The organism is Micromonospora sp. NPDC004704, assembly GCF_053601675.1.
Map to the genome: position 1 here is coordinate 37,851 of NZ_JBSGCD010000005.1, position 16,899 is coordinate 54,749.

The following is a 16,899-nucleotide window of genomic DNA, read 5'->3' on the forward strand; positions in this document are numbered from 1 at the left end:
ACCGGCGGCGCGGCACTGGTTCCTAGGCCGTTGGGCCGCGCCGCCGGGTAGGGCTATCGGGTCTGGGTCATCCCGCCGTTCACGGTGCCCATCGAGGTACCGCCCGTGCTGCGGACCGTCTCCCCGCACTTGCCGCAGGTGGCGGTTTGGGTGCCCCGGTCCTGCCGGGCGTTACGCCACGTCTTGTTGTTGCCGCAGTTGTGGCAGGTCAGCTTGCTCACGATCTACTCCTTGGGTTCGGGTCAGGCAGCGATGGCGAGTGCGGACAGGAACAGGAAACCGATGTGCCAGGACTGATCCAGGGCGTAGGCACCGGTGCCCAAACTCGGGTTATCGTCCCGGCCGGCACGGGGCACGCCGAGCGAGTGGAAGTCGGCAGCGCCGGCCAGCACGGCGATGCGTCGCAGCGGGGTACGCCGGTCCGCGATGTAGTGCGTGACCGCGCTGATCGCCAGCCCGGCCAGCAGCGGCAGGGCGCCGGGGCGCCAGCCGGTGAACCCGGCGAGCATGGCCAGGAACGCGACCCCGGTCAGCGTGTAGGTGGTGACGTGACCCAGGCAGGCGAGGCGCCCGGTCCAGCCGGGAAGGCCCTTGTGTGCGGCCTGGTGACTGGTCTGGACCCAGTGATCCGCGACCTGGTGAGCGGCGTAGAGAGCGACGAACACGGCAGCGGCGATAGCGAGTTTGCCGGTCGGATCTGACAGCATGGGGGTTCCTTCCCGAGGTCTTCGGACTGCGGAGGTAGGACCGGCGGCGCGGCGCTGGTTACCAGGCCAAGGGGCCGCGCCGCCGGGCGAAATCAGGTACGGGACTTGTGCCGCGCGGTCACGATCAACGCGGCTGAGGCCATGAGCATCAGCCCGTCCACCGCGAGGGGGCCGAGCGCGGACGTGAGCGCGTCTTCGCCGTAGTGAGCGAGCAACCCGGACAGGTGCCGATACGACACCAGCGCCGCGACCAGGGCCACCGGCAGCACCCCGACGAACCGCAGCAGAACCGACTGCCACCCGGCCTTCCAGGGGGTACGGGCCAGGATCTCCACCGCAACGAACAACGCGATCGGCCAGAACACCGAGAACACCACCGCGAGCGGTTCCGGCGACCAACCGGACCCGGCACCGGTCGGCGGGAGGTAGGTGTGTGCGATGTTCGCCGCGATCGACACCACCCCACCGAGAAGCACCCCGAGGTACGCCCACCCCCGCCCACCCGAACGCTTCACCTCACCCGTCACCGGGGCCACGGACACGGCCGGAGCCGGGGCGGTGATGATGTTGGGAACCGGTTCTACGGACGGGATGGGCTGCGGAGATGCCCCGCTCCCCGAGGGAACTACGACCGGCGGCACGGCGACCGTGGACTCAGCCATGTCCGGCGCCGTGTCCAGGTCCGGCCGAGTGTCCGCGACGGGAGCCACCGGGGGCGGGGGCACCTCATCCGTGACCGCAGCCGGGGCGACAGCAAGCGCGGTGGACACGTTCTCCAACGCCTTCCGCAGCTCCCGCGCCTTCGGCGCACCCACCTTCAGTTCCTTCATCAGCCGGTTCTGCGACGGAAGCTCACCCAGCTTGCCGACCAGGTCCCGCGCGTCCGGCAGCAACTCCTGCACCGGCTTCGGGTAAACGCTGTTCATCGTCGGCGTCGTCATGCCGCCCGCCCAACGGGCGACGCGGCCGGCACCGGGCGGCCGTAGAACACGACAGCCTCACGCTCAACCCGCCGCGCGGCGCGGCGCACCCGGCGCCAGTCCAGCTCCGTCGGCAACGGCTCGGCCGACAACACCGTGATCTCGGCGTCCAGCAACTCCACCTCGGCCGCGATCAACGGCAACTCGCGCTCGATCTCGGCCAACTCAGCCGGGCTTGGCTCGGCTCCGAGCTGGGCATGTGACGTGTGCCCCACCGGGCACCTCCAATCAAAATAGCTTCGATCCTCTGGTCCTCTAGAGGACTTATGGCCTAGAGCTTAGTGACCAAAGGCACGATGTCAAGACCTATAGAGGACTTAAACTCAAGAGGTCTACGAGCGAGGGTGAGGGGCATGGCTACCAAGTACGACAGGATCGCGGCTGACCTGCGGCGGAAGGTTCACGCGGGTGTCATGGCGCCGGGCGATCAGCTACAACCCGAGACGATCTTGAAGGATGAGTACGGCGTTAGCCTGGTCACGATGCGGCGTGCGCTCGACCTCCTGGCGGCCGAAGGCTTGATCGAGAAGCAGCACGGCCGTGGCACGTTCGTGCGTCGACCACGGCAGCGGCTCCGGCGTGAGTCGGATCGGCACCAATGGGAGAAAAACCGCGTACTAATACCAGTCGAACAACGCTACGGCACCGGTTCGGCAGAGCGAGACACCGGCCTTGAGATGAAAGATCTCGACTTCCATGCGGAATACACGCCCTGTGAAGCTGATGAAGACTTGGCCGAGGTCTTCGGCGTGCCGGTTGGTACGCGGCTTCTCGAAAGGGTCTACCGTACTCGGCCTCGTAGTGAGGACTCTCCTATCGGGGTTGGCCGTTCCTTCGTCGTTTACCACATGGTGGCAGCCAATCCAGATTTATTAGAAGTATCGAATGAGCCGTGGCCCGGCGGTACGCAAGCCCAGCTTGCGACGATCGGAATCGAACTAGATCGCATCAAGGAAGAGGTGATTGCCCGGCCTCCGTCCGCCGATGAGGCGGAAGCGCTCGGGATCGACGCGGGAGTGTCCGTATTTGCGCTGCGGAAGATTTCGATTGATACACGTGATCGAGTCGTAGAGGTAGCAGACATGGTGTTAGCGGGTGACCGGACTCAACTTACCTATATTATCAAACTGGACAGGTGGCCAGCGTGAGCAACGTCATTTCCGTCATAACGCCCGTCTACCCGCCGAACGCTGCATTCTTGATCGACGCATATCGCTCTCTTGTTGAGCAAGAGTTACCCGACCGATGGCAGTGGGAATGGGTCGTCCAGGAAGACGGTCAGAGTGGCGCTATTGCCGACCTGCTGCCCGATGATCCTCGGATTAGCTTCGGCACTGGGCGGCATGCCGGGCCGGCTGTAGCGCGAAACATTGCTCTCGTCCGCAGTAGTGGCCAGCTCGTGAAGGCACTCGACGCTGACGATCTGCTAACGCCGGGAGCGCTACACCGGGACATCAGCATCCACGCAGAGAACAAGGAAATTGGGTGGACCGCCACAAGTGCGCTCGATCTTCTGCCGGACGGGTCAACGATAAGTTGGAATCAGGCGGACCCATCCGAGGGGATAATGCCGGCAGGAAGCGTGTTTGACTACTGGCTTTCGCACGACTACCAGCCACCCGTTGTGCCGGGGACCATGTGTATCCGCCGCGATCTAATAATTGCGCTCGGTGGGTGGATGGCGCTGCCGGCGTCTGAGGATACCGGCCTGCTAGTCGCGGCGAGCACAGTGAGGCCGGGCTACTTCATCGCGACCCCCGGTCTGCTGTACCGGAAGTGGCCCTTACAGAGCACAGCGCAGCCCGCTCATAACAACGAAGCAGAGCGGTTTGCTCGGGCGGCGGTAATTGAAGCACGAGTGTGGGCAATGATACGCGGGGGCTGGGCACCAGTTGCCCATTAATAACCGGCGTGGATATAGCCGCAAAATCGATTACCGAATGGCTGACGAAATCGGCGCTTTATCAGAGATTCGACAGCATGTAGCCAATCCAAGCGCCCAAGCCGAGTGACACTACGTTACTCACGATGGTAATGGTGATATCGTCGCGCTTTCTTTGCCAGAAGGCAGGGCTTTCTGCTCGGGTCTTTTTGAATATCAGTGTGCCACGGTCGGATTTTAGTCTGCGACCGATGGCGAACCGTAGGCCCAGTGCCGTGAATACCAGCATCACATAACTAACGTTAATGATGGGATGAAGAACGCCTCTTATCACGAAGGACGCGGGGGCGGCTAGCAGTAGTATCATGACGAGTGCAACTACTCTAGTTACCTTCATGGCTCCATATATCCGACGTTGACGTCGGTTCAGAAGGTCGCCGATTTGTGAAGCCGCCCATCGCATCCCATTATCGGGATCTTTTAGAATCAGGAAGGATTTGTCTGTTGCCAAATGCAGGACGATTTTATAGGAACTTTCGTCATTGTGCCATTCTGGAGCAGACTCATCCTTTAGTGTTGCGTTAAAATATGTCAGAGATTCCTGCGGTAGATCGGACAGGTCGGACACCGAGTCAAGGGTGAATCCATCGCTTTCGAATTCTAGATTCTTGTCCGTGGCGCCTTGAAGAATGCTGACCATTTGAGCGATATCGTCACGCCAAATCCGCATTGCTCCGAAGTTCAGATGCAGAATTTCCGGCCCGGTTGTAAGCTGCTTTTTGACTGCCACCATGGACGTATGATACTTGGTTGCAGTCAATGAAAGGGTTCCTGGCAATTCGTGCAGTTCAGGGGCGGTTCCGAGCGCGGACAGCAGGTCGACCCATGCCAACCGTGCCATTAGCGTGCCAGCACTCGGCATAACTCCAGGCCGAACCAGGCCATCAGGGACCGCGCTGACATGGCGAGACGCTGCACAGGAGCGCCTCTCGGTACGATTCCCAAGCTGACAGTGAGGGTTCGATTCCCTTCACCCGCTCCAATGCAAAGGCCCTGGTCAGGACGCGAGTCCGGATCGGGGCCTTCGCCGTTTGCGTGGTCACGTTCGAGTGGCGGCTGTCCATGGCGTCCAGGAGGCAATAGGCGTCGTGAATCTGAGTTGCGTCGGGACGGGTAGGGACCGAGTATCCCGATGTGGATGCGGTGACGCAGTGGGTTCGTACCTCGTGGACCAAGCGTTCACGCGGCGGAGCCGAGGCAACTCGGCGTAACGCGGTACCGGTGTCGTTCGCGCTGCCGGCACGGGCTGCGCCGCTCACACAAGAGATCAAGATGGTGGAGGTCGATGGGTTCGAGCCTCGCGAGACTCTGGTACGCGCGCCGTACCGGGGCGAAGTGCGTCTCCGGCTCCGCCCGTCGTACCGGAGCGAGGTGCGTCTCCTGCTCGTGGACGGGCACCTTCAGGTTGAACTGTTTGCGGCGGCCTGGGGCATGCCGCGCCGTCACCGCCGGCCGCCTACGGTCCGACTGGCCCGCGGCGAATGGCTGCGCTGGCAGATCAACTACCGCTTCATGGGGATGAACGGCGGCGCCTCGCTTTACCACTTGGACACCCACAACGTCGCGCACGGAGCAGCGCCCGCCAATACCTTCCTTGGCGAGCCTCCTCGATTCATCGACGAGCGCGCGCACATCTGGTAGCTCGGGCCGCCCTCCGGCGGAAGCCCCGGAAGCAAGGGCGGCGAGGGAGCGAGCGGAGCTGGCGATTTGAGGGGGCATCCAACCGCGAGGGCGGGCCGGAGGCTGCATCCGCCGTACTCACCAGGGCGCACCCGGCTTGCGATCGACCGCGGACTGAAGTGTCGGCGTGAACCGGCACACTGCCGGCATGACCTACGACCTTGCTGTTTGGGAGGGCGACCCGCCGGCCGATGACGCTGCGGGCGCTGTGGCCTTCGAGCGGACCTACCGGAAGTACGTCGGAGTGGATGAGGATGTTCCGCCGACTCCGCGTATCCGCGCCTACGTCGAGGCTCTGCTTGACCGTTGGATAGATATGACCGAGGACGACGATGACGTGAGCCCATGGTCCGATGGCCCGCTGATCGGCAACGCGTCAGGTCCGATCATCTACTTCGCCATGCGGTACAGCATGTGTGAGGAGGTGTCGGCGGGCGCGGCGCGGATGGCTGCCGAGCGTGGCCTCATTTGCTTCGACCCGCAGTGGAACCGTCTTCGGCCGGCCCCTGAGGAGCAGTAGGCCGGGCCACCCACGAGCCATGAGCCGATGTCGCTCCAGGCAACCAGCGACCGTGTCGACCAGGCGAATCGCTGGACCGGGACCTTGTCCCGGTCCAATTTCCGAGCTGACACTGGCCGAGTGCCGTGCCGCCTGGTCGTCCCTCCCGGTCAGGGTGCTTCTCGGGTCGCGGCGGTTGGCCGTACGTCGTGCTGTGAGGACACCCGGTCGGGATAGAGGTGTAGTTCATGGGGGCCGTAACAGTCCGCCATCAGTGTTGCCACCTCGGCGCCGCATGGGCACACCTGGTTCGGGCCGGCGGCTCCGAACGGGCCGCAGCACCCGGTCATACGGGAGGCGTCCGGGTGTCGCCGAAGCGAGGGGGCGTCGTCCGGGTGGATGACGATCGTGTCGCGTGGGCCGGCAGACACCACGTTCACACCGTTGACGTTCCTCGGAATGCCCGGCATGGCATCCGGCGAGGACTCCTGATCCTCCGCTGGCACAAACGGGGCGCCGAACGGCTCAGGGTCGACGGCGAAGAACCCACGGGGCACCGTCGACGGGCCGGGACCTCGCTCGACTCTCTTGCGGACCAACTCGCCCGTCAGAAGCACGAGGTCGGGTGTCAGTGCGGTGCCGCAGGCGATGCATCTGAAAACGGCCACGTAACGAGTATTTCAGCGGCATCGGTGGAGTGGGAGTCGGCGGGGCTGGCCGGGATCGCGCTGTCTAGGTCGCGGAGTCGCGCTCGGGGCTAAACAGGTCATCCTCGACGAGTTGTTCGAGGACCTCGCCGGTGTCTCCCACCAGGACGTCGTACCTGGTCCTGGACAACCAGCCGGTCTCCACCCGGATGACCAGTCCCGCCGCGCCAGGTTTGTGGCCGTCGACCAACTTCGTCAACACCACCTTGTCGCCCTTCTCGTACTCCATAGGGTGACCTTATGTGAGCGCTGAGCAACGGGCTAGTGACGGATTCACCACAGTCCCGGTGGCGTGTTGGACCTCGGCCGTACGACTGTTGCCTTGACGCCGGCGGCAAGGTCTAGCGTGGCTGGTACGGGCTGAAACAGGAGGTCAGCATGCTGATCGGCGAGCTGGCGGAGAACGCCGGTACGAGCACCCGGACGCTTCGCTACTACGAGGAGCACGGGCTCGTACGGGCACGGCGTTCCGCCAACGGCTACCGCGTCTACGACGAGGCGGAGCTGCGGGTCGTACGCGAAATCCGTGCTCTGCTCGCGGTCGGCTTCGGCCTCGACGACATCCGTCCCTTTGTTGCCTGCCTTCGGGCCGGCAACCCGTCCGGGGACGTGTGCCCGGACTCGGTGGCGGTGCTGCGACGCAAGCTCGCCGAGGTCGACGCGTACCTCGACCAGCTCGGGGAGGTACGGCAGCAGCTCCACACCCAGCTCACCCAGGCCATCGCGCAGCGGGAGGAAACATGCTTCAAGCACAGGAAGCCGGAGCGGTAGTCACCGTCACCGACGCCACGTTCGCCACGTTGGTACTGGCGAGCGACCGACCGGTGGTGGTCGACTTCTGGGCGGAGTGGTGCCCGCCGTGCCGGGCGATCTCGAAGAGCCTCGCCGAGCTGGCCGAGGAGTTCGGTGACCGGATGGTCGTCGCGACGCTCAACTCCGACGAGAACCCGGCGACCACGCGTGCGTACCGGATTCTGTCGCTGCCGACGCTGCTGGTGTTCCGGCGGGGTGAGCTGGTCGGCTCGACCGTCGGGGCCAGGCCGAAGAGCCACCTCCGGCAGGCGCTGACCGCACATCTGGAGCCGTGATCGGTCGAGGAAGCAGGGCAGTCGGGGGATCGGTCAGGTGAGCAGGGCGCGGATCGCGTGGGCGCGGGCCTCGACGACCCGCATCCGGGCGGTGTGCTCGGCCGGCTCGCGGTGGGTGGCCTGGTTGGTCATCTGACCGGGCCACTTGCGGTAGAGCAGGCCGGGTTCGGCGATGAACCAACCGGGGCTGATCGCGTTCGCGGCCAGCAGCAGGCCGGTGTCCTCGGAGGCGGGCAGGGCCATCCAACCGCCGAGGGCGAGCAGCAGTTCCGTACGCATGCACAGGGTCGCCGGGTGCACCGGCAGCCCGTAGTCGTTGGCCTGCCAGAAGGCGAGGATGGCGCCGGTGTTGAGCGGGCCCTCCGGCGGGTCGTCACCCCAGTCCCGGGTGGAGCCGTCGGCGAGCAGGTCGAGCACCCGCGAGGTGGTCCACCCGACGTCCGGGTTGTCGGTGAGCGTGGTGATGTCCCTGGCCAGTGCGCCGGGTGTGAGCTGGTCGTCGGCGTCGAGCACCTTGACCAGCTCGCCCTCGACCCGGGACAGGGCCAGGGTACGGGCGACGCCCGGACCGCCCGGTCGCCCGCTGCCGGGGCTGATCCGTGGATCCAACTCGGGCAGCTTGTCGACCAGGAGTCCGTCCTGTCCGTCCTCCTGGACCAGCCACTGCCAGTCCCAGCCATCCGGCAACTCCTGCCCGGCCAGTGACTCGTACGCACCGGCGAGGTAGCCGACGCTGGGCCAGTGGACCGGGGTGATCACCGAGATCACCCGGCTCACCGCTGCCACCGCTTCAGTGCTGTCGCGTACGCGAGTTCGGTGCGGTCGCCGGGGAAGACGACGTCGGCGACCTCGACCACCCGTCCGGTGGTGTCGATCGAGGTTTTCCGTACGGCCAGGACCGGGTCGTCGGGGGCGAGGTCGAGCAGGTCCGCCTCGTCGCGGGACGGGGGTCGGGCGCGTACCTCGTCGACGATCCGGTCCAGCTCGATGCCGAGGGTGAAGAGCTGGTGCTGGGTGCCGCCGGGCCAGGGCTCGTTGTCGGCGTCCAGCAGGGCCAGGTTCGCCTGCGCCAGCTCGTACGGCAGGTAGGAGTGGGAGACCGACAGGGCGGCGCCCCGTTCCCGGGAACTGGTCCAGTAGATCCGGCGCAGCAGTTTCGTACCGATGGGCACCTCGAACGCGGCGGCCAGGTCCTCGTCGGCGTCGATGCGGTCGTACTCGGCGTGGAAACGCAGGTCGGTGGTGGGCAGTCCGGTGTCGTGCTCGGTGCCGCCGGTACGCCGTCGCCCCGCCTCGTCGAGCAGCACCCGGTCCTTCTCCCACTGGTACCGCTCGGTGTTGTCCCGCCGTACCCGTGGTGGGTCTGCCTCCCGCTCGCGAGCCGCCGCATCCGGGAGGTCGCCGCGGGGCTGCTGGTCGGGTCGAGGGGAGTGCGGGTGACGGTTGCGAGCGATCACCCGGCTGACGGTACCCGTCAGGGCGCGGACGCGCCCGCTATGGGCGTGCTTCACCCCGTGTCGTCCGATTGGTACGGCTTGCTGATGTCTTCCCGGGACAATCGAATCCGTCGATATGAGGTACGAATGCGTCATGGCCGAACATGACGATGGCTCACGGTCCGAGCCCGACGTCCTCGTCTTCCGGACGACCCTGACCCGCATGCTGGTGACGATGCTCCTGCTCGGCGTCGTCGGTTGGATCTTCGCCCGGCTGATGGTGATCCTCCTGTTCGACCTGGGCTTCACCGAGGAGGTGATCCGGGAGAGCCTGATCTCCGGGGTGTTCTACGTCATGCTCTTCGCCGCACTCGGCGCGCTGGGGCAGCGGCGCCGGCCGACCTGGGTCCGGCTGTCCGCCACCGGGATCGAGCTGGCCGCCGCCCGCCGACAGCCGGTGTTCGTGCCCTGGGATGCGGTCGAGGCGGTCAGGTTCCGGTGGTTCGGCCCGTTCACCATGGTCGAGGTGACTCCGACGAGCATGGCCGCGACGTCGACGGGACCGCCCACCGGCTGGGGACCCCGCATACGTCAGCGGGCGGGTCGCCCGACCATCGTCACCGAGGTCGGCCTGCTCCACCCGGGTCCGGACGTACTGCGGGCGGAGCTGACCCGACGGTTGCCCGCCGGAGTGGTCCAACCGGGCTGACGTGGGCGACCGGGCCACGGATCCGTCCCCTGCCGCCGCGCCGCCCGTACCGGGGGACGGACGCGGGTCGTAGGCTGACGATCATGCGCGTGGGTATCGTCATTCTTCCTGACCAGCGGTGGTCCGAGTCGGAGCGCCGATGGCGTCAGGCCGAGGCGTGGGGTTTCGACCACGCCTGGACGTACGACCACCTGGGGTGGCGTGACCTGGTGGACGGTCCCTGGTTCGACTCGGTGCCCACCCTCACCGCGGCGGCGATGGTCACCAGCCGGATCAGGCTCGGCACCCTGGTCGCCTCCCCCAACTTCCGGCACCCGGTCCACTTCGCCCGCGAGGTGACCGCGCTGGACGACATCTCCGGCGGTCGGGTGCTGCTCGGCCTGGGCTCCGGCGGGATCGGGTTCGACTCCGCCGTCCTCGGCGGGGAGACGTTGCCGCCCCGGCAACGGGTGGACCGGTTCGCCGAGTTCACCGAGCTGCTCGACCTGATCCTGCGCACCGACCGGGTCGACTGGCGGGGCGAGTGGTTCGCCTCGGTCGACGCCCGCAACAACCCGGGCTGCGTACAGACGCCTCGGGTGCCGTTTGTCGTGGCGGCGAACGGGCCCCGGGCGATGAAGCTGGTCGCCCGGTTCGGGCAGGGCTGGGTGACCACCGGGCTCGGTGGCGACGACATGGCCGCCTGGTGGCGTACGGTGACCGAGCTCAGTGCCCAGCTCGATCGGACCCTCGAGGCCGCCGACCGGGACCCGGCGACCCTGGACCGTTACCTCTCCCTGGACTCCGCACCGGTCTTCTCCCTCTCCAGTGCCTCCTTCTTCGCCGACGCGGTGGCCCGTGCCGCCGAACTCGGCTTCACCGACGTGATCACCCACTGGCCCCGCGAGTCGAGCTGGTACGCGGGCGACGAGGCGGTCCTCGAAGAGGTGGCGACAACGTTGCTGCCCGGTCTCCGTTGAGCTGAGCAGGCAGGTCGGACAACCTCAGATGAGCTGGGCGGCGTAGAGCGCGGCGGCGAGGGGTGCCTCGTCGCCCGTGGCGGCGTGCACGTCGAGCACCGCGTCGGCGAGCTTGACCACGTGCTCGTCGCCGTTGCGGCTGGCCCGGTCGAAGGTTTCCGCCGCCGAGTCGACCGTGATCGGGGGCGGCGGGAGCGCACCGGCGGGGGCGTACACGGCGGTGACGGCGGCCGTCGCGGACCAGGCCGCGGCCACGCTCGGCAGCCACTGTGCCGGTTCCAGTTCCGGCAGGATACGCAGCACCGCGGTCGGCGCGGTCACGGCGTGCACCAGCATCACCGGGTTGGCGTGTCCGTACCGCAGGAAGTCCAGGCTGGCCCGGTGCACCACCTCGGCGAGGAAGCGCGCCGCATCCGCCGGGTCGGCCGGTGGGCGCGGCGCGGCGACCGAGGCAGACCAACCGGGTACGTCGGGCAGTTGGGCGAACCGGTCCCGGATGCCCCCGTCCTGTTTCGGGATCCGGGGTATCCGGTCGAGCGCGACTCCGACCCCGCTCGTACCGGTGAGCGGGCCGGCGCCGGGCACCGGTTGCCACCGGGCGGCCCAGTAGGCGAGCGCCTGACCGAGTTCGGTGACCCGCTCCGGCGTGGTCCGCTCACCCAGTGCCCGTACGGCGTGGCCGACCCGGATGACGCCGTGGGTGGCGCTGGCCGCGATTCCCGGTAGCAGCCGGGGCCACCAGGTCGCCAGCGCGGTACGCCAGGGCGTCTCGTCCATGGTCCGGGCGAAGTACGCCAGCCAGTCGCCGGTGCGTTTCGGGTCGCCGAGTGCGGCCCGCCAGTCGTCGATCGGCTGGATGCCGCGCGGCAGTTCGTCGAGCCGGTCCAGATAGGAGTCGAGCCAGCGGTGCACCCCGGTCTGGTGACCGTGGTGGACCAGGGCTTCGACCGCCATCGGGCCGTGGTTGCTGAGCCATCCTTCGAACTCGGGTCCGGTGCGGTGGAGTCGGGCGTACGCCTCGTCGAGGGTGTCCACTGTCATGCGGTCCAGCCTCGGAGGTGAACCGGACTTGAGGTCAAGCCCCGGAATCGCCTGGGTCAGACTGCCAGGTCGTGCCGGTCGAGGAGGCTGCGTACGCGCAGTTCGCGGGCGAGTTCCACCGGACAGTCGGCGATGATCGCGGCGGTGCCGACCGGGGTCGCGCCCCGGGCGGAGATCACCTGGTAGAGGGCGCGGACCTGGGCACCGCTGGCCACCCAGTCGTCCACCACCAGCACCCGGTCGGCCGGGCCGAGGTGCCGGTCGCGTACGCCGAGGGCGAGTTGCCGGCCGCGGTAGTCCGGTGGGGTGGTCGCCCAGGTGGTCGGCTCGGCGATCCGCCGGTCGCCGGTGTTCTTGTACGCGGGCAGGAAGCCCACCCCGAGCGCGGTCGCCACCAGCGGGCCGATCAGCAGGCCGGTCACCTCGGGAGCGAGCACGACGGTGGGCGACTCGGCCCGGAACAGGTTGCCCAGTGCAGGTCCGATTTCCAGTAGGGTGTCCGGATCACGCCACCAGCCGGAAATGTCGCTGACGAGGTGGCTGCTGTCCGGGCCGGGATCGATCCAGCGGAACAGTTCGGTCAGCCGTTTCCTCAGCTCAGCGGCCATCTGCACCCTCCTCGGATACGGGCACGACCGGCCCAGGGCGGGTCGGCCGATCGGTTACACGTTTCACCGCAAATGCGGGCAAAAGCGCATGATCACGTTGACTCCCGAAGTGCTCCGGTCGCTACCTTCCGACCTTCATGTTCACGTCGTCAGCGGGAAGGACAGGTCGGTGACGGAGAAGCGCCCCCTGGTTCGGATATTCAAGTCGCCGGTCGGCCTCACCGCCAGTGTCGCGCTGGGCGTGGCGCTCGCCGTGGGCGGCACGGTCGGTGGCATCCACCTCGCCAGCAGCCCGGCCTCGTCGACCGCCGCGGAGACCGTGGACGTCGTACCGAGCCTGTCGCCGAGCGCGTTGCCGAGCAGTTCGCCGGCAACCGCGGTTCCGGTGACGCCGTCACCGTCGGCGACCTCGGCCACGCCCGCACCGGCCAGGACAACCGAGCGGGCCTCGCGCGGCAAGACCCGGGCCGCCACCCCGAAGCCGACCACGACGAAGAAGCCGAAGCCGGCATCCACCCCGGTGGTCGGCACCGGCACCTGTGGCGCGTCCTTCTACGACCAGGGGCAGATGACCGCGAACGGGGAGAACTTCGACCCGAGTTCGCTCACCGCCGCGCACCTCACCCTCGCGTTCAACACCCGGGTACGGGTGATCAACCCGGACAACGGCAAGTCCGTGGTCGTACGGATCAACGACCGGGGCCCGTACGTCGGCGGCCGGTGCCTCGACCTCTCCCGGGCGGCGTTCGAGGCGATCGCCTCCACCGACCTCGGCGCGATCACGGTCCGGTACGAGATTCTCGGGTGACCCGCCCTTGACCAGGTACGTCGTCCGGTGCGTCGCCGGCTTCCCGATCGTCGCGTAGCGGTGGCGACGCGACCGGGCACCGGCCAGGTGGACAGAACCCACTCAGACGAGGGGTCAACTTCGTTCAACAGTGCCCGCGAATCAGGCATGCTGTTCGGCGTACCCATGCAATTCTTGCCGCCGGGCCGCCGCCCGCTGAGTTCTGGTTCCCGCGCCGGTCTCGGCGCGGCCCTCGTGCTGCTCGCGCTCGTCTCCGGGATCGAGGTGGCGGACGGCACCCGGGCCGACCATATCGGACTCCTGGTGGCCGCCCCGTTCCTCGCCGCGGCGTTCGCGTCCTGGCGGGTGGTGCTCGGTGTGGGGGCCGCGGCCGTCGGGATAGGTGTGGCCTTCACCCTCAGCGCCCAGACGGTCGAACTGGGCAATGTGGTCAATGTCGGCGGCGTGATGGCCTTCATCGGGGTCGCCGCGGCGGTGGCGGTCGTCCGGCAGCGGCAGGCCGAGCAGATCGCCGAGCTGTCCAAACTCGCCGCCGTCGCCCAGCAGGCGGTGCTGCGCCCGCTCGGACCGCAGGTCGGCACGCTCGCGGTCGCCGCCCGGTACATCTCCTCCACCGCCGCCGCCGAGATCGGCGGTGACCTGTACGAGGTGATCGACACCCCCTACGGCGTACGGATGCTGATCGGTGACGTACGCGGCAAGGGGCTCGACGCGGTCCGGCTCGCCAGCATCGTGCTCGGTTCCTACCGCCACGTCGCGTACGAGCGGGCCGACCTGCGGGCGATCGTGGCCGACCTGGACCGCGCGGTGGCGCGCAGTGTCGGAGACGAGGACTTTGTCACCGCCGCGCTGGTCGAGGAGCGGGGTGGCACGCTGACGATCGTCAACTGTGGTCACCCGGCACCGTTGCTCCTGCGCCGGGGGCAGGTGATCCCGCTGGAGCCGCCGTCGCCGGCCCCGCCGCTGGGTTTCATGCCGGTGGTCCGGCCCCGGGTCGAGCGGCTCGAACCGGGCGATCGGCTGCTGCTGTTCACCGACGGGCTCGGTGAGGCCCGCCGCGACGGGGAGTTCTTCCCCACCGAGGAGCGGGCCTGGCAGTTGCTCGGCCACGGGACGGTCGGGGACGGGCTCGCCTCGCTGGAGACCGCGCTGGTCGAGTGGGTGCACGGGCGGCTGGACGACGACATCGCCCTGGTCCTGATGGAGTACGCCGGACCCCGTCCCGTCACCACGGTCGCCGTACCGAGTTGGGAAGTCGGCGCCTCGGACGTCTGAGCCCGGACGTCTGGTTCGGTGCTCCCTGTCGGCAATGTGTCCGCCGTCACTTCCGCTATTGGGTTGTCGAGGCTACCCGTGAGTAATACAGTCGGAGTTACTGGCTGGTAACACCTGTTCGGAAGCGGGGCCCGCTCATATGACCCACTACAAGAGCAACATCCGGGACCTGGAGTTCAACCTCTTCGAGGTCTTCGGCGCGGATCAGGCGTTCGGCCAGGAGCCGTACTCCGATCTTGATGTCGACACCGCCCGCAGCATCCTGGCCGAGGTTGACCGGTTGGCCCGCGAGGACCTCGCGGCGAGCTACGTCGACGGCGACCGGAACCCGCCGGTCTTCGACCCGGCCACCCACTCCGCGCCGCTGCCCGCCTCCTTCAAGAAGTCGTACGCGGCCCTGATGGAGTCGGAGTTCTGGCGGCTGGACCTGCCGCCGGAGCTGGACGGGACGAACGCTCCCCGGGCGCTCTGGTGGTCGCTGGCCGAACTGATCCTCGGCGCGAACGCCCCGATCTGGATGTACGCCTCCGGCCCGTCGTTCGCGCACACCCTCTATGTCGAGGGCACCGAGCAGCAGCGCAAGTGGGCCAAGCTCTTCACCGAGAAGCAGTGGGGCTCCTCCATGGTCCTCACCGAGCCGGACGCCGGCTCGGACGTGGGTGCCGGCCGGACCAGGGCGATCCCGCAGCCCGACGGCTCGTGGCATCTGGAGGGCGTGAAGCGCTTCATCACCTCCGGTGAGCACGACCTGACCGACAACATCGTCCACTATGTGCTGGCCCGGCCGGTCGGCGTCGAGGGCGTGGGCGGTCCCGGCACCAAGGGACTCTCCCTCTTCATCGTGCCGAAGTTCCACTTCGACTCCGAGACCGGCGAACTCGGCGAGCGCAACGGCGTCTTCGCCACCAACGTCGAGCACAAGATGGGGATCAAGGTCTCCAACACCTGCGAGCTGACCTTCGGCGAGCACGGCGTACCGGCCAAGGGCTGGCTGCTGGGCGACGTGCACGACGGCATCCGGCAGATGTTCCTGATCATCGAGTACGCCCGGATGATGGTCGGCACCAAGGCGATCGCCACCCTCTCCACCGGCTACCTCAACGCCCTGGAGTACGCGAAGCAGCGCAAGCAGGGCGCAGACCTGGTCGCCACCGAGCGCAACGCACCCCGCGTCACCATCACCCACCACCCGGACGTCCGCCGTTCGCTGATGCTCCAGAAGTCGTACGCGGAAGGGCTGCGCGCCCTGGTCTGCTACACCGCGACCTGGCAGGACAGGGTGAAGCTGGCCGAGGCGGCCGGCGACGAGGCGGGCGTGAAGCAGGCCAAGCGGGTCAACGACCTGCTGCTGCCGCTGGTGAAGGGCTGTGGCTCGGAGCGGGCGTACGAAATGCTCAGCCACGAGTCGTTGCAGACCTTCGGTGGTTCGGGTTTCCTCCAGGACTACCCGCTGGAGCAGTACGTCCGCGACGCCAAGATCGACACTCTGTACGAGGGCACCACCGCGATCCAGAGCCTCGACCTCTTCTTCCGGAAGATCGTGAAGGACAACGGCCGGGCGCTCGGGGTGGTGGCCAGCGAGATCGAGGAGTTCATCACCGCCGAGGGCGGCAACGGTCAGCTCAAGGAGGAGCGGGTGGCCCTCGGCCGCGCCCTCAACGAGTTGCAGACCATCCTCGTCACGATGACCGGCTGGTTGGGCGAGGCACAGTCCGGCGAGCCGCGCGCGGTCTACAAGGTCGGCCTCAACAGCCGCCGGGTGCTGCTGGCGGTCGGTGACCTGGTGGTCGGCTGGCTGCTCCAGCGGCAGGCCGAGGTGGCCCTGCGGGCACTGGGCGGCGAGGTGTCGACTGCGGACAAGTCGTTCTACACCGGCAAGGTCGCGGCGGCCCGGTTCTTCGCCCACGAGGTGCTGCCCCGGATCGGGGCCGACCGGCGCGTCATCGAGTCCACCAACCTCGACCTGATGGACCTGGCCGAGGAAGCGTTCTGAACCGTTCGGTAGCGCTAGCGCCCACTGCCTAGCACCGATGTTTTTCGGCGGCCGACGAGCGAGACTGCTCGTCGGCCGCCGCGTTATGGTGGAAGCGGTGCGACCAGCAGTTTGTTGGGATTTGTCAGTTTAGGTTTATGTGATTTGTCAGGTTAGCCCAGAAGCCATCGCACGGGGGAGTGCAGCGGACATGGGCGTCGGTAGCGGTATTTTCCTGATCGGACTGGGAGCCATTCTGACGTTCGCCATCAGGGCGAACGTGTGGTGGCTCGACCTGCGCGCGGTCGGCTGGGTTTTCATGCTCGCCGGACTGGCCGTCCTGTTGACCACCCTCTGGTACTGGCAGACCAGCAAGAAGAAGGCCCGTACCCTCATCGTGGAAGAGAACCGGCTGTCCCATCCGACGGCGATGATGCCGCCGCCTCCGGACCCGCCCCCGCCGCAGGCACCGCCCTCGTGACGGGCCG

The 16,899-nt window shown here is 67.4% G+C and carries 22 protein-coding genes; 12 read left to right on the forward strand and 10 right to left on the reverse strand.

The features are described 5' to 3' along the window. Positions 1-53: 53 nt before the first annotated feature. The 4 genes from ACWEFB_RS08330 to ACWEFB_RS08345 all read right to left on the reverse strand — a co-directional run bounded on the left by ACWEFB_RS08330 (position 54) and on the right by ACWEFB_RS08345 (position 1,902). Positions 54-221, reverse strand: coding sequence for a hypothetical protein (locus tag ACWEFB_RS08330; RefSeq protein ID WP_452283516.1), 168 nt, complete (start codon positions 219-221; stop codon positions 54-56). A 21-nt stretch (positions 222-242) separates the two neighbouring features. Next, a complete protein-coding gene (locus tag ACWEFB_RS08335; protein WP_452283518.1) occupies positions 243-707 on the reverse strand; it encodes a transcriptional regulator in 465 nt (154 codons plus the stop codon). Positions 708-799: 92 nt separating this feature from the next. Continuing rightward, complete coding sequence (locus ACWEFB_RS08340) at positions 800-1,648, reverse strand: DUF2637 domain-containing protein (RefSeq protein WP_452283520.1); 849 nt, start codon at positions 1,646-1,648, stop codon at positions 800-802. Beyond that, a complete protein-coding gene (locus ACWEFB_RS08345; RefSeq protein WP_452283522.1) occupies positions 1,645-1,902 on the reverse strand; it encodes a DUF6284 family protein in 258 nt (85 codons plus the stop codon). The genes ACWEFB_RS08340 and ACWEFB_RS08345 overlap by 4 nt, the downstream gene beginning before the upstream one ends. 138 nt (positions 1,903-2,040) lie before the next feature. On the opposite strand from ACWEFB_RS08345, the gene ACWEFB_RS08350 reads away from it, so the two are divergent. Next, on the forward strand, positions 2,041-2,835 hold the full coding sequence (locus ACWEFB_RS08350) for a GntR family transcriptional regulator (protein ID WP_452283524.1): 795 nt from the start codon (positions 2,041-2,043) through the stop codon (positions 2,833-2,835). After that, positions 2,832-3,590: a glycosyltransferase family 2 protein gene (locus ACWEFB_RS08355; RefSeq protein ID WP_452283526.1), complete on the forward strand. Its 759-nt coding sequence runs from the start codon at positions 2,832-2,834 to the stop codon at positions 3,588-3,590. Before ACWEFB_RS08350 ends, ACWEFB_RS08355 begins: the two co-directional genes overlap by 4 nt. Before the next feature lie 61 nt (positions 3,591-3,651). Here the strand turns inward: ACWEFB_RS08355 and ACWEFB_RS08360 are convergent, their stop codons facing one another. Next, positions 3,652-4,461 (reverse strand): hypothetical protein, encoded by an 810-nt coding sequence (locus tag ACWEFB_RS08360; protein ID WP_452283528.1) that lies wholly within the window; start codon positions 4,459-4,461, stop codon positions 3,652-3,654. A 389-nt stretch (positions 4,462-4,850) separates the two neighbouring features. Here ACWEFB_RS08360 and ACWEFB_RS08365 point away from each other — a divergent pair, with 389 nt between their 5' ends. Together ACWEFB_RS08365 and ACWEFB_RS08370 are read left to right on the forward strand one after the other, a co-directional pair. Further along, positions 4,851-5,270 carry a hypothetical protein gene (locus tag ACWEFB_RS08365; protein ID WP_452283530.1) on the forward strand — a complete coding sequence of 140 codons (420 nt, stop codon included), beginning with the start codon at positions 4,851-4,853 and terminating at the stop codon, positions 5,268-5,270. Between the two features lie 187 nt (positions 5,271-5,457). Continuing rightward, the gene (locus ACWEFB_RS08370; protein ID WP_452283532.1) at positions 5,458-5,829 is read left to right on the forward strand and encodes a hypothetical protein; all 372 of its coding nucleotides are present in this window, start codon (positions 5,458-5,460) and stop codon (positions 5,827-5,829) included. 711 nt (positions 5,830-6,540) lie between these two features. On the opposite strand, the gene ACWEFB_RS08375 is transcribed toward ACWEFB_RS08370, so the two are convergent. Then, positions 6,541-6,744 carry a hypothetical protein gene (locus ACWEFB_RS08375; RefSeq protein WP_326561971.1) on the reverse strand — a complete coding sequence of 68 codons (204 nt, stop codon included), beginning with the start codon at positions 6,742-6,744 and terminating at the stop codon, positions 6,541-6,543. A 149-nt stretch (positions 6,745-6,893) separates the two neighbouring features. Here ACWEFB_RS08375 and ACWEFB_RS08380 point away from each other — a divergent pair, with 149 nt between their 5' ends. Together ACWEFB_RS08380 and trxA are read left to right on the forward strand one after the other, a co-directional pair. Further along, positions 6,894-7,286 (forward strand): MerR family transcriptional regulator, encoded by a 393-nt coding sequence (locus ACWEFB_RS08380; RefSeq protein WP_452283534.1) that lies wholly within the window; start codon positions 6,894-6,896, stop codon positions 7,284-7,286. Beyond that, complete coding sequence (gene trxA, locus ACWEFB_RS08385; RefSeq protein ID WP_452283536.1) at positions 7,256-7,603, forward strand: thioredoxin; 348 nt, start codon at positions 7,256-7,258, stop codon at positions 7,601-7,603. Before ACWEFB_RS08380 ends, trxA begins: the two co-directional genes overlap by 31 nt. 33 nt (positions 7,604-7,636) lie before the next feature. Here trxA and ACWEFB_RS08390 read toward each other — a convergent pair whose 3' ends face one another. Both ACWEFB_RS08390 and ACWEFB_RS08395 read right to left on the reverse strand, forming a co-directional pair. After that, a complete protein-coding gene (locus tag ACWEFB_RS08390; protein ID WP_452283538.1) occupies positions 7,637-8,380 on the reverse strand; it encodes a glycosyltransferase in 744 nt (247 codons plus the stop codon). Continuing rightward, positions 8,377-9,060 (reverse strand): UTRA domain-containing protein, encoded by a 684-nt coding sequence (locus ACWEFB_RS08395; protein ID WP_452283540.1) that lies wholly within the window; start codon positions 9,058-9,060, stop codon positions 8,377-8,379. The genes ACWEFB_RS08390 and ACWEFB_RS08395 overlap by 4 nt, the downstream gene beginning before the upstream one ends. A gap of 133 nt (positions 9,061-9,193) precedes the next feature. Between ACWEFB_RS08395 and ACWEFB_RS08400 the strand changes: the two genes are divergently transcribed. Both ACWEFB_RS08400 and ACWEFB_RS08405 read left to right on the forward strand, forming a co-directional pair. Next, positions 9,194-9,748, forward strand: coding sequence for a hypothetical protein (locus tag ACWEFB_RS08400; RefSeq protein ID WP_452283542.1), 555 nt, complete (start codon positions 9,194-9,196; stop codon positions 9,746-9,748). 83 nt (positions 9,749-9,831) lie between these two features. Continuing rightward, positions 9,832-10,707 carry an LLM class flavin-dependent oxidoreductase gene (locus ACWEFB_RS08405; protein ID WP_452283544.1) on the forward strand — a complete coding sequence of 292 codons (876 nt, stop codon included), beginning with the start codon at positions 9,832-9,834 and terminating at the stop codon, positions 10,705-10,707. A 24-nt stretch (positions 10,708-10,731) separates the two neighbouring features. Here the strand turns inward: ACWEFB_RS08405 and ACWEFB_RS08410 are convergent, their stop codons facing one another. After that, entirely contained in the window at positions 10,732-11,742 is a 1,011-nt protein-coding gene (locus ACWEFB_RS08410; protein ID WP_452284042.1) for a questin oxidase family protein, read from the reverse strand. Positions 11,743-11,804: 62 nt separating this feature from the next. After that, a complete protein-coding gene (locus ACWEFB_RS08415) occupies positions 11,805-12,356 on the reverse strand; it encodes a phosphoribosyltransferase family protein (protein WP_326561979.1) in 552 nt (183 codons plus the stop codon). Between the two features lie 169 nt (positions 12,357-12,525). Here ACWEFB_RS08415 and ACWEFB_RS08420 point away from each other — a divergent pair, with 169 nt between their 5' ends. From ACWEFB_RS08420 to ACWEFB_RS08435, 4 genes are all read left to right on the forward strand, one after another. Further along, the gene (locus ACWEFB_RS08420) at positions 12,526-13,164 is read left to right on the forward strand and encodes a septal ring lytic transglycosylase RlpA family protein (RefSeq protein WP_452283546.1); all 639 of its coding nucleotides are present in this window, start codon (positions 12,526-12,528) and stop codon (positions 13,162-13,164) included. Positions 13,165-13,311: 147 nt separating this feature from the next. Then, on the forward strand, positions 13,312-14,439 hold the full coding sequence (locus ACWEFB_RS08425) for a PP2C family protein-serine/threonine phosphatase (RefSeq protein WP_326561981.1): 1,128 nt from the start codon (positions 13,312-13,314) through the stop codon (positions 14,437-14,439). A 139-nt stretch (positions 14,440-14,578) separates the two neighbouring features. Further along, entirely contained in the window at positions 14,579-16,432 is a 1,854-nt protein-coding gene (locus ACWEFB_RS08430; RefSeq protein WP_452283549.1) for an acyl-CoA dehydrogenase, read from the forward strand. A 190-nt stretch (positions 16,433-16,622) separates the two neighbouring features. Continuing rightward, entirely contained in the window at positions 16,623-16,892 is a 270-nt protein-coding gene (locus tag ACWEFB_RS08435; RefSeq protein WP_326561983.1) for a DUF6458 family protein, read from the forward strand. The last annotated feature ends 7 nt before the right edge of the window (positions 16,893-16,899 follow it).